Origin of the sequence: Mucilaginibacter polytrichastri (genome assembly GCF_001911425.1) — a bacterium.
Classification (GTDB): Bacteria; Bacteroidota; Bacteroidia; order Sphingobacteriales; family Sphingobacteriaceae; genus Mucilaginibacter; species Mucilaginibacter polytrichastri.
In genome coordinates this window covers 2,828,323-2,840,030 of record NZ_MPPL01000001.1, presented here as the reverse complement: position 1 = coordinate 2,840,030, position 11,708 = coordinate 2,828,323, and the positions used below count along the sequence as shown (strand labels likewise).

10 protein-coding genes are annotated in these 11,708 nt (G+C 41.8%); 3 read left to right on the top strand and 7 right to left on the bottom strand.

Annotated elements, in window-relative coordinates:
* The first annotated feature begins 1 nt into the window (after position 1).
* Positions 2–1,033 (top strand): 3'-5' exonuclease, encoded by a 1,032-nt coding sequence (locus RG47T_RS12050; protein ID WP_074489696.1) that lies wholly within the window; start codon positions 2–4, stop codon positions 1,031–1,033.
* Between the two features lie 105 nt (positions 1,034–1,138).
* Here the strand turns inward: RG47T_RS12050 and queG are convergent, their stop codons facing one another.
* Positions 1,139–2,074, bottom strand: a complete 936-nt coding sequence (gene queG / locus RG47T_RS12045) for a tRNA epoxyqueuosine(34) reductase QueG (RefSeq protein ID WP_074493387.1) — start codon at positions 2,072–2,074, stop codon at positions 1,139–1,141.
* 256 nt (positions 2,075–2,330) lie between these two features.
* On the opposite strand from queG, the gene RG47T_RS12040 reads away from it, so the two are divergent.
* Both RG47T_RS12040 and RG47T_RS12035 read left to right on the top strand, forming a co-directional pair.
* Positions 2,331–2,549, top strand: a complete 219-nt coding sequence (locus RG47T_RS12040) for a hypothetical protein (protein ID WP_074489695.1) — start codon at positions 2,331–2,333, stop codon at positions 2,547–2,549.
* Positions 2,550–2,858: 309 nt separating this feature from the next.
* The gene (locus RG47T_RS12035; RefSeq protein WP_074489694.1) at positions 2,859–3,845 is read left to right on the top strand and encodes an alpha-L-fucosidase; all 987 of its coding nucleotides are present in this window, start codon (positions 2,859–2,861) and stop codon (positions 3,843–3,845) included.
* 97 nt (positions 3,846–3,942) lie between these two features.
* On the opposite strand, the gene RG47T_RS12030 is transcribed toward RG47T_RS12035, so the two are convergent.
* From RG47T_RS12030 to RG47T_RS12005, 6 genes are all read right to left on the bottom strand, one after another.
* Positions 3,943–4,785: a polysaccharide deacetylase family protein gene (locus RG47T_RS12030; protein WP_074489693.1), complete on the bottom strand. Its 843-nt coding sequence runs from the start codon at positions 4,783–4,785 to the stop codon at positions 3,943–3,945.
* A 142-nt stretch (positions 4,786–4,927) separates the two neighbouring features.
* Positions 4,928–7,213, bottom strand: coding sequence for a GH92 family glycosyl hydrolase (locus tag RG47T_RS12025; protein WP_074493385.1), 2,286 nt, complete (start codon positions 7,211–7,213; stop codon positions 4,928–4,930).
* A gap of 25 nt (positions 7,214–7,238) precedes the next feature.
* Positions 7,239–8,261 carry a Holliday junction branch migration DNA helicase RuvB gene (gene ruvB / locus RG47T_RS12020; RefSeq protein ID WP_074489692.1) on the bottom strand — a complete coding sequence of 341 codons (1,023 nt, stop codon included), beginning with the start codon at positions 8,259–8,261 and terminating at the stop codon, positions 7,239–7,241.
* A gap of 148 nt (positions 8,262–8,409) precedes the next feature.
* Positions 8,410–9,141 carry a polyprenol monophosphomannose synthase gene (locus tag RG47T_RS12015; RefSeq protein WP_074489691.1) on the bottom strand — a complete coding sequence of 244 codons (732 nt, stop codon included), beginning with the start codon at positions 9,139–9,141 and terminating at the stop codon, positions 8,410–8,412.
* A gap of 46 nt (positions 9,142–9,187) precedes the next feature.
* Complete coding sequence (locus RG47T_RS12010; protein WP_074489690.1) at positions 9,188–10,690, bottom strand: POT-type proton-dependent oligopeptide transporter; 1,503 nt, start codon at positions 10,688–10,690, stop codon at positions 9,188–9,190.
* Between the two features lie 112 nt (positions 10,691–10,802).
* Positions 10,803–11,708, bottom strand: a complete 906-nt coding sequence (locus RG47T_RS12005; RefSeq protein WP_074493383.1) for a hypothetical protein — start codon at positions 11,706–11,708, stop codon at positions 10,803–10,805.

Here is an 11,708-nt window from a genome sequence, read left to right as displayed (position 1 = left end):
AATGAAATTGAATTTAAAGCGCCCATTGGCTTTCTTTGATCTGGAAGCAACAGGTACACACATAGGGGTTGATCGTATTGTAGAAATTTCTGTTATCAGGTTATTGCCCGATGGTAGTGAAGAGGTGAAAACATGGCGTGTAAATCCCGAAATGCCGATCCCTTATGAAACATCTATCATCCATGGTATATATGATGAAGATATTAAAGATGAACCTAACTTTAAAGCGTTAGCGCCAGCCGTTGCCGAGTTTATTGGCGACAGCGACCTGGCCGGGTTTAACTCTAATAAATTTGATATCCCGATGATTATGGAGGAGTTTTTGCGTGCCGGGGTACCGTTTGATATTGATAACCGCCACCTGGTTGATGTGCAAAATATATTTCACCAAATGGAGCAGCGTACTTTAAAGGCGGCCTACCGCTTTTACTGTGGCAAGGACATTATTAATGCGCACAGCGCCGAAGCCGATACCCGTGCCACTATGGAAGTATTGCTTGCACAACTGGAACGTTACGAAAACACCGAGTTTGAAGATCGTGAAGGCAATAAATCTGTACCTGTAGTTGCTGATGTTGAGGCGTTGCATGTATTTACCAACATGAATAAAAATGTTGACTTTGCCGGCCGTATGGTATTTAATGCCGATGGTTTCGAGGTGTTTAACTTTGGCAAACATAAAGGCAAAAAGGTAGAGGATGTATTTGATGTAGAGCCAAGCTATTATTCATGGATGATGCAGGGTGATTTTCCGCTGTATACCAAGCGTAAAATAGAAACCATTTACAAACGCTGGAACGATGCCCGTAATGCCGCCAGGCTTAAGCCTGTGCAGCAGCCCAAGCCGGCCCCGGTAGCAAAACCGGCAGAAGGCGCCGCAACTGCTGCAAAACCTGCAGAACAACGCCCATACACTAAACCATACCAGCAAAACCCTAACCAGCAACAACCGGTTAGGAAAAAAGACGAACCGGCTAAACCTGTTAATGAGGATATGCTGAAACTATTGGCTGATAAGTTTAAAAAGGGATAATTTCCTATTTTGTCATTGCGGGCGAAGCGTGGCAATCTCATCGCGTGCTATATCTGTATAGCTATGAGATTGCTTCGTATCTCGCAATTGACAAATTTTTAATTACTATATTTTCTTCAAAAAGCTGATATTCCTGGTCAGCCCGTCAAATTTGGTGCGCTTTACGGCCGAGTTTTTAAATACTTTTCTAAACACATCTTCGGTAATGTCATTCCAGTCGGCGGTGTTCATGCCTAAAAGTTCGGGATGGGGGGCAAAAGATTGTTCCTGATGTAATAAAGAAAACTTGTTCCATGGGCAAACGTCCTGGCAAATATCGCATCCAAACATCCATCCATCCATTTTGCCCTTAAATTCTGCTGGTATTTCGTTTTTAAGTTCGATGGTAAGGTAAGATATACAACGGCTGCCGTTAACTACCTGCGGGGCCACAATTGCCTCGGTAGGGCAGGCATCAATACAACGGGTGCAGGTACCGCAATGGTCGGCAGTGGGTTCAATGTCGTACTCCAGTTCGATGTCTACAATCAGTTCGGCCAAAAAGAAAAATGAGCCGGTTTTTTTACTAATGAGGTTGGAATTTTTACCAATCCAACCCAACCCGGCTTTTTTTGCCCAGGCTTTATCCAGCACCGGGGCCGAGTCTACAAATGCACGGCCGCCAACTTCGCCAATCTGTTCGTTAATTACTGCCAGTAGTTGCTTCAGTTTATCTTTAATTACCGTATGGTAATCGGCCCCGAAGGCATATTTGGAAATTTTAGGGGCGTTGGGGTCTGACTGTTGATGATCTGAGTAATAATTTAAGCCTAGCGATATCACCGACTTTGCACCATCCACGAGTAACCGTGGATCGAGCCGCTTATCGAAATAGTTTTCCATGTAAGCCATTTCTCCGTGCATACCCTTTTGCAGCCAGCTTTCTAAACGGGGGGCTTCCTGCTCCAAAAACTCGGCCTTAGCTATACCGCAAAACAAAAAACCAAGCTTTTGGGCCTCAGCTTTAATGAGTTGACTATATGCGTTGCGGTTATTGAGCATTGATGCAAAGATACGCATCTGCATTTAAGTTAATAACAGTAGGTTTTAATTTGCAATTAATTAAATAATCCTTGAGTTTAAACTGGGCAAACACATTGCGATGTATAACGTTGTACTTATAACAAAGAGAGGTTGTTAAAATAATAAACAACACTCATTTATTTACCTGTAAAACAACAATTATGATGAGCGATCAAATAAAAACAGCCGATCCTAAGAATAAGGATATAGCCATAGTACAGACAAAACTGATGATATGCTTGGCGAAAACGTAGGGGATTCGGCTCTTGACCAGAGCGACAACGACCCCAACGTACAGGATAAGCCATACGAGAACCGCGTTAAAACGGTTACCCCATCTAGAGATGGAGATCCAAGCCCAGAAGATAGGAAACCGATTACCAACTCATCTGCAGAGCAACCGGTAACCAATTCATCCAACAAAGGCCAGGGCCCATCGGGCGAAAATTTATAAGAAGCTGTCTCATAATTATGGCAATATCCTCTTTTTCTTTAAATTATTCGGGTAGGTGGTGGCAAACGTTTTCGTATAGACGATACTCAGAGTCCCGGTTTTACTTATGAGACGGCCTCTTGCATTTAACTATATAAATATGAGGCATATTTGTGTAGTTAAATGGTTTTAAATATCGTCTGCGTGTTTTGCACTCATTTGTTTACAGCATTAACTATCAATATGGGTATTATTTGTGCCAGGTAATATTTATAATATAAATGGAGCCACATTTAATATTACTTAGACATATTACTAACTCAACACCTTATGAAAAAAATCGGTTTATTATCTATTATATTATTTACATTAACAAACTGTCTTTTTGCTCAAAGGGCAAAAACTAAAAAAATGCATTTTGGCGTTTTTTTTCACTATTTGCATTTTTTTCAAAATGAAAAGGAACCATGGAATCAAGGAAAAACAACCTCTTGGGATAGTTGCGTTAATTCTTTAAATGTTAATTTAATTGCAGATCAAGCAAGTAAGATGAAGGCAGAATATGTGATTTTTACAACCCAACAAGCAGACCAATTTTTATGCTTGCCGAATGCAACTTATGAAAAAATGACAGGTTATAAAAGAGGAGAAGTAACCCCTAATCGCGATTTGATTTCCGATTTATATACAGCATTGGCAAAAAAACATATTAAACTATTTTTGTATGCAACGGGCGACGGACCCCGTGCTGATAGAAAAGCAAGTTTAGCCTTGCATAACCCAAGTATCAATCCTGATGCTAAACCAAACACTTTTAATGTAGATCAACAATGGGTAACAAGTTGGTCAACTATTATTCGTAGTATTAGCCTTAAATATAAAAATAAAATTTCGGGATGGTGGATTGACGGATGTTACCCTTTTATTGGCTACAACAAAAAATTCTTAATTCAAATGGTAGCCGCTGCAAAGGCCGGCAATAAAAATGCGCTGGTTGGATTAAATAGCGGCCCGGCGGATAAAGTTGTTGTTTATAATGTAGATGGTTACAATATTGGTAATTATACAGCAGGCGAATCAAATAAATTTGAAGATTTGCCTGCTGTTAAATCTAAAAAAGGGGTTCAATGGCATATACTGTCGTACTTGGGTTCCAATTGGGCTCAACCTGGATTACGTTATTCGCCTGAATATATGTCACTATATATTAATAAGATCGCAAAGGCTAACGGTATGGTTACGGTAGATTTGAATTTAAGGCGAGACGGTTCTATTGATCCGCAACAGTATGATTTTATGCTGAAATTAAAACACTAATATGTTCAGAAAATTTAAAAGCAGATACACTTATTGAGTATCTGCTTTTAAGTTATAATCATTTGGCCTTGCCTCTTATTAAATATTCTGCTACTTACTAAAAACTATGTTTAATGCTGTTGCTTAAAGTTTTGGTGCTCCAGTAACCGCTATCCAAGATACGCCTTACGGTCATTAGCGGGTCATTAGCACCACGTTTATCAGCTAATTGAAACGCCATAATAAAGCCACGTTTGTGCAGCTCTGGCAAGCCTTGTTCGTTCCATAAACCAAACGGGTATGCGAAGTATTTAATTGGTTTGCCGGTAATTTCAACCAGTTTTTTGGTTGGTTTATCAATCTGGGTTTCCCAGTCTTTACCTGCAAATTTTTTAAAGTTATGGTGATCCCAGGTATGGCTGCCAATTACGTTGCCTTCGTCAGATAATTGTTTTACCTGCTCTTTGCTCATGTAATGCGGTCGTCCCAGCGATACCGTCATAATAAAGAATACGCCTTTAAAGCCATATTTTTTCATTTCCGGGCGGGCAATGGTAAATTGGTCGAGGTCTGTATCGTCAAACGTTAATACAATAGGTTTGCTTGGCAATGAGCCTCCGTTAGCCAGGTAGGCGTATAGCTGATCTGGCAATATGGTATGGTAACCACTATCGGCCAGCATTTTCATATGTTCTTTAAAGGCAGCAATAGGGATGATATAATCTTTAGCTGTTTTAGAGTCGGTAGGGCGCCAATCGCGGATCTGGTGGTAACATAATACCGGCACTTGTTTGCGACCCATAATAACCGATGCCGAAGCAACCGGACCAGATGTTACCAATTTACTAACTGATGTTTCTGTTGATGTTTTAGTAGTGGTGGCTTTTTCAACCGGTTTTGACTGGCATGAAGCTGCAGCCAGCAGACAGAGGGGTAGGATAGTAGATAACAACTTTGACATATTAGAAATATAATTTATTAGCGGCTAAATTAAGATAATAAATGTACTGTAAGTAAAATTATTTAACGTAATGGCACCTTATGTATAACAAAAAACCACCATGAGGCAGAGAATAAACTGCATCATGGTGGTTGGGTATATTTTATTTGTCGCCTTGTACAGACAGTGAATAAGGGAATGACGTTTCCTTAGTACCCCTGCTTTTATTGGGCTGGGCAGTCATGTTAAAGTTGATAGTTGCGCCCTGCATTAAACCGCTATGGCTTACCCAGTTTAAATCATATGGTTTGCCATTGTATTGCATGGTATTAACATACTTGTTTGTAGCGCTGTTGGCAGGTGCGTTAATAACAACTGTTTTACCATTCTCTAATTTTAAGGTTACTTTCTTAAATAACGGCGCACCCAGTACGTATTGGTCTACCGCGGGGCAAACCGGGTAAAAGCCCAGTGCCGAGAATACATACCAGGCCGAAGTTTGGCCGTTATCCTCATCACCGCAATAACCATCTGGTGTTGCTTTATACAGGCGGTTCATTACCTCGCGTGCCCAGTATTGGGTTTTCCATGGCTGGCCTGCATAGTTGTACAGATATATCATGTGCTGGATGGGTTGGTTGCCGTGTGCATATTGGCCCATGTTCATGATCTGCATTTCACGGATTTCGTGAATTACCTGACCGTAATAGCTGTCATCAAATGTAGGTGGAAGCAAGAATACAGAATCGAGTTTGTTTACGAAATTCTGTTTACCACCCATTAATTTAATAAGGCCGTTCATATCATGCATAACGCCCCAGCTGTAGTGCCAGCTATTACCTTCGGTAAAGGCATCGCCCCATTTAAGCGGGTTAAACGGCGTTTGGAAACTTCCATCCTTGTTTTTACCTCGCATTAAACCGGTTTGCGGATCGAACAGGTTTTTATAGTTTAGTGAACGGTTTTTGTAAAGATCAGTTTCTTCTTTAGGGCGATGAAGTGCCTTGCCTAGCTGGTAAATTGCAAAATCGTCATAGGCATACTCAATTGTGCGGGCAGCATTCTCGTCAATTTTTACATCGTAAGGTACATAACCCAGTTTGTTATAATATTTTACACCGTAACGGCCAACAGCCGATATAGGGCCTTCATTGTTCGCACCGTGCAACAAGGCTTCGTATAGTTTATTAATATCGTATCCGCGTAATCCTTTGGCATAAGCATCAGATACTACCGAGGCCGAGTTATTACCCACCATAATATCTGAATAGCCAGGGCTAGACCATTCGGGCAGCCAACCGCCCTCTTTGTAATCGTTGATCAGGCCTTCCTGCATTTCTTTGTTTATAGAAGGATACATCAGGTTTAAAAACGGATACAATGCTCTGAAGGTATCCCAGAAACCTGTACCGGCAAACATATAACCAGGCAATGTTTTACCATTGTATGGGCTCCAGTGCACAATTTCATTTTTGGCGTTAACCTCATACAGTTTGTTTGGGAAAAACAGCATGCGGTACAAGCACGAATAGAAAGTACGCATCTGATCTATGGTGCCGCCTTGCACATTAATGCGGCTTAGGGTTTTAGTCCAGGTATCATGCGCTTTTTGTTTGGTTACATCAAAGCTGTCGTGGCCCAGTTCGCGCTGCAGGTTTAACTCCGCCTGGTCTGCACTGATAAATGATGAAGCTACACGCAGGTGTACCTGTTCGCCTTTAATTGTTTTAAAGCCGATGATAGCGCCTGCATGGTCGTTCTGCAGTTCTAAAGTATCTGCGCCTGCAAAGGTTTTTCCATGCCAGGTACGTTTGTAGGTAAATGGCTTATCGATATATATTACAAAGTAGTTTTTAAAATTGGTGTACTTACCGCGCGAGTAACGGGTAGTATAGCCGATTATCTTTTGTTCTTTAGGCAAAATTTTAATGTACGACCCTTTATTAAACGGATCAACTACAATAAAAGAACTGTCTGTTTTAGGGAAGGTGAAGCGAAATTGTGCTGCACGTTCTGTAGGGGTTATTTCTGTAGTTACATCTGCATCGGCGAGGTAAACACTGTAATAATACGGTTTAGAGATCTCCGCTTTGTGGCTAAACCAGCTTGCGCGATCATCTTGTGTAAATTTAGCCTTGCCGGTTACAGCCATAATAGCAAACTGCCCATAATCATTCATCCATGGCGATGGCTGGTGGGTTTGCTTAAATCCACGAATTTTGTCGGCATCGTAAGTGTACATCCAGCCGTCGCCCATAACGCCCGTTTGCGGCGACCAAGTGTTCATACCCCATGGCAGGGCAATGGCAGGGTAGGTGTTCCCGTTAGAAAGATCTACTTTAGATTGGCTGCCCATTAAGGGGTTAACAAGATCAGCGGGATCGGTTACCTGCTGGGCAAACGTGTTAATCCCCGCAAGGAGCAGTAACGGAAGAAAAAGTTTTTTCATGTTTGATATAGAATGGATGGTTGTATTAAAATAAGGTAGCATTGCCTCCGGCTCTAAATAATCCTAAATGTTTGTAAGCAAAATCGGTAACCTCACGGCCGCGTGCGGTGCGCATCAGGTAACCTTCTTGTATTAAAAAGGGCTCGTATACTTCTTCAATAGTGCCTTCGTCTTCGCCTACAGCGGTGGCAATGGTTTTAAGCCCTACCGGCCCGCCTTTAAATTTCTCGATGATGGTTACTAATATTTTATTGTCCATTTCGTCGAGGCCATGCTCGTCAACATTCAGGGCATTCAAGGCATACTTGGCAATCTCGGTATCAATGGTTCCATTGCCTTTAATTTGAGCAAAATCGCGCGTGCGGCGTAATAGGGCATTGGCTATACGTGGTGTACCACGGCTGCGGCGTGCAATTTCATAAGCGCCCTCATCATTAATGGGTGTTTTTAATATGTCTGATGATCGTAGTACAATGGTAGTTAATAACTTGGCATCGTAGTATTGCAGCCTCGAGTTAATACCGAAACGTGCACGAAGCGGGGCTGTAAGCAAGCCGGAGCGGGTAGTAGCGCCAACCAGTGTGAATGGATTTAAAGAGATCTGCACCGAACGGGCATTTGGGCCAGATTCGAGCATGATATCAATCTTAAAATCTTCCATGGCCGAGTATAGGTATTCCTCAACCAGTGGGCTCAGGCGGTGTATCTCATCTATAAACAGGATATCGCCGGGTTCGAGGTTGGTAAGCAGGCCGGCAAGGTCGCCGGGTTTATCCAGCACCGGGCCCGAGGTGATCTTGATACCCACACCCATCTCGTTAGCAATAATTTGCGACAGGGTAGTTTTACCCAAACCCGGGGGGCCATGCAATAAAACATGATCGAGCGCTTCGCCACGCTGGCGGGCAGCCTGTACAAAAATCCTTAAGTTGGCTAATATTTTATGCTGACCGGTAAAGTCTTCAAATGATTGCGGCCGCAACACTTTTTCAATGTCGCGCTCTGCAGATGTGAGGCGCTCGTGGTCGGGATCAAGATTTTCATTCATTACCAACGAAATTAGCAAAAATAGTTGATGTGCAAATGTGCGGATGTGCAAATGTGCAGATAATTAACAAGGGCTGTTGGCTTCAAATGATGAAAGGCATTTAACACCAACAGCCATCTCATTCGCACATCTGCATATCTGCACATCCTCATCCTTCCGGATACTTCCTGAATATACTGTTGATCTTCATCTGGATCACACCGATAAAGGCTTCGCGGAAAATACCTGTCGACATTTTAGAGGTGCCTTCGGTACGGTCTGTAAATATGATTGGTACTTCTACCAGGTTAAAACCATGTTTAATAGCCGTATATTTCATCTCTATCTGGAAGGCGTAGCCCACAAACTTAATTTTATCGAGATTTAATACATCAAAAACACGGCTTTTGTAGCATACAAAACCGGCAGTTGAGTCCTGCACATTAATGCCGGTAATAAACCGCACATATACCGATGCAAAATAGCTCATCAGTACCCGGCTCATGGGCCAGTTAACTACGTTTACACCTTTAATATAACGGGAGCCCACAGCAACATCGGCACCGTCAACACAGGCCTGCCTTAATTTAATAAGATCATTGGGGTTGTGTGAAAAGTCGGCATCCATTTCAAAAATGTAGTCGTATTTGCGTTTGGTAGCCCATTTAAAACCATGGATATATGCAGTACCCAAGCCTTGTTTGCCTGCGCGCTCTTCTAGAAATAATTTGTTTGGATACTCATACTGCAGATTTTTCACAATGTTGGCTGTGCCATCGGGCGAGCCATCATCAATGATCAGCAAATGGAAATCATGAGCAAGAGAAAACACCTTACGGATCATCCGTTCAATGTTCTCTTTTTCATTATAGGTGGGAATAATGACTAAGCTGTCGGGCACTTAATAAATAGGATAAGTTAACTAATGTACAAAACAAATGTTTTTTTTAGACAATCGGGTTATCCGGATGTATTTCGGTTGTTGTATTACCATGTATATTTAAACCATCTGCTAGTGTAGCATCCTCTGCCAGGTATACCTTTTCTTTAATATAAGGGCTTACCAGCAAAAACAGCACAAAAAAGAAAGCCATGATACCAACAAACAGCCAGTAATATTTCTCTCCCGAAAAATAGGCAAAAAGGCCTTTGTTGGATATGTTGACGTTAATTAAGGTAGTAAAAAATGTACCGATAGAATAGGTTAAATACCAGATGGCGGTCATGGTGCTTTTCATTGACGGGGGCGATTGCGTATAGGCATACTCCAAACCAGTGATAGATACTAATACCTCACCGGCAGAAAGCATAAAGAATGCAAAGATCTGCCACCAAACAGATGGGTGGCCGCCTGCATCTATATCACGTTGCAGGAGCGCTACAATTACAAAGCTAAAAGCGGTAATAAATAAACCGGCACCAATTTTTTTTAATGGTGTAAGCTTAATGCCCATTTTGCCCACAAGTGGATAAATGCCGTAGTTAAACACAGGAATCATCAACAATAGAAACAACGCATTAACAAACTGAATTTGCGATGGTAAAATATGGATGTTGTAGAAACCGATGCTCAGATCGAGTTTTGTAGCCTGTAAAATCCATTCAGAACCGTTCATGTCCCACATGCCCCAAAAAATAGGGATAAAGGCAAACACAGCAATTACACCCCAAACGGCTTTTATGGCTTCTACTTTCTCAATGCCATACTTGTCTATAGCTTGTTCCCAGGCTGTTTTGCCCGGCGCTTTTTTGGCAATAAAGCTTTTTAAAACAAAAAAGTTTACGGTTACAAAATTGTCTTTCTTAATGCCTCCGGCCGGTAGCTTTACATACCGTTTACTCCCAGAGAAGAAGATAAGCGTTGCTAAAGCCATTAATATACCCGGTACGCCAAAGGCCCAGGCAGCGCCGAATTTATCATATATTAAAGGGATCAATAAAAGGCTGATCATAGAACCTGCGTTGATACTGAAATAAAACCAGCCGTAAATACTGCTCATTAAATGCTGGTTCTTATGATCGAACTGATCGCCCACATTGGCCGATACGCAGGATTTTATAGCGCCTGCCGAAAAAGCGATCACTATTAAACCGGTTACAAAACCCGGTAAAGAGGTATCGAACATGGACAATAAGAAGTGCCCGATTGTATAAATAAGCGAACCAATTAAGATTACCCGGTATTTACCAAAAAACCAATCGGCCAGTATGGCACCCAGTAAAGGGGTAAAGTATACTAAGGTTGAAAAAGCGTGGTTTATGGCGTTGGCTTTGGCGTTAGCTACATCAGAGGTTTCGTGACTGAAAAATTGATGTACTAAAAATACGGCAATGATGCTGCGCATGCCGTAAAAACTAAACCTTTCTGCAAATTCATTCCCTATAATAAACGGAACGCTACTTGGTATTTTCCCTATTTGCTTATTTTGATCGGCAGTTTTTTCTTGCATTATTGTTATATAAAAAATTTTCTAAAAATAGGATAAATCTTACAAATCAAAATTAAATTCTGTTAACACTGGTATTGGTTACTATTGCTTCTGATAATGCGATGTAGATCAGTTAATTATGCCCGGCCCTGGCGGCGGCTCCGTCCTGGCGTGCCTGCTTCTTAGGGTCTATGTCTACATCGTTGGGGTCCGCAACATTGCGCAGATCTATGTTCTCCTGAAATATCCATACAGCATTTTGTAGGCGGTAATTATCGTAACTTAGGTCAGGGCCAAACGTATCGGGCTTATCCTTAAATCGCTTATCGGGCGGCGAAAGGTGATCGAAAATAATGGTGTGCTGCTCGGGCAAATACTTTAACATCATAGATACCTGGCGCGAGTATTCAAATACCACCCGGTTTTTGGACCCAAGCTTATCAGTAAATACGGGTAAGCCCAGCACCGGCTTGCCGTTTTTAAAAGATAAAACCTCAATTACTTTTTTTGTTGATTTTACGGTATTGCCCTTCCAACCTAATAATACATAATAAGGGTTAGCGGCATTTACCGGGATAATCTGGTAATACTGTGCACCATACCAATGGGTGTTGTCTGTTACAGTATCTTGCGGATTAGCTATAAACGGCGAATAATCTGCAAGAGGATACATTTCGAGCGGGGCAGTACCTGTGTTTATTTGTATAGTACCGTAAAAGCGGTAACTGCCGTCCTGGTTCATTACATGCCAGCTAAAAATACGGAAACGGTCATCGGGCGAGGTAATGATGCTTACAGTTTTAACAGAATCGAATTTAAAGCCAAATGATCCCGGCAGCTTTAACGTGGCGGTTAATGTTTTAATGAAATCGTAATTGGCGCTCTTGCGTTCCACATCCTCTTCATTGTTTATCATTTTATAGCCGAGGTGCTTAAGGCTGTCCTGATAAACGGTTAGCATGCTTTTTTGCGGCCGAACCTGTGCCTGTATTAACGCCGGGACGAAAATTAAAAAACAGATGAGCAGTCGTTTGATCAT

Coding starts and splice junctions, on each gene's coding strand:
- RG47T_RS12010 (WP_074489690.1), bottom strand. CDS start 10,690: ATGCAAGAAAAAACTGCCGATCAAAATAAGCAAATAGGGAAAATACCA.
- RG47T_RS12050 (WP_074489696.1), top strand. CDS start 2: ATGAAATTGAATTTAAAGCGCCCATTGGCTTTCTTTGATCTGGAAGCA.
- RG47T_RS12040 (WP_074489695.1), top strand. CDS start 2,331: ATGCTTGGCGAAAACGTAGGGGATTCGGCTCTTGACCAGAGCGACAAC.
- ruvB (WP_074489692.1), bottom strand. CDS start 8,261: ATGAATGAAAATCTTGATCCCGACCACGAGCGCCTCACATCTGCAGAG.
- RG47T_RS12025 (WP_074493385.1), bottom strand. CDS start 7,213: ATGAAAAAACTTTTTCTTCCGTTACTGCTCCTTGCGGGGATTAACACG.
- queG (WP_074493387.1), bottom strand. CDS start 2,074: ATGCTCAATAACCGCAACGCATATAGTCAACTCATTAAAGCTGAGGCC.
- RG47T_RS12035 (WP_074489694.1), top strand. CDS start 2,859: ATGAAAAAAATCGGTTTATTATCTATTATATTATTTACATTAACAAAC.
- RG47T_RS12030 (WP_074489693.1), bottom strand. CDS start 4,785: ATGTCAAAGTTGTTATCTACTATCCTACCCCTCTGTCTGCTGGCTGCA.
- RG47T_RS12005 (WP_074493383.1), bottom strand. CDS start 11,708: ATGATCAAACGACTGCTCATCTGTTTTTTAATTTTCGTCCCGGCGTTA.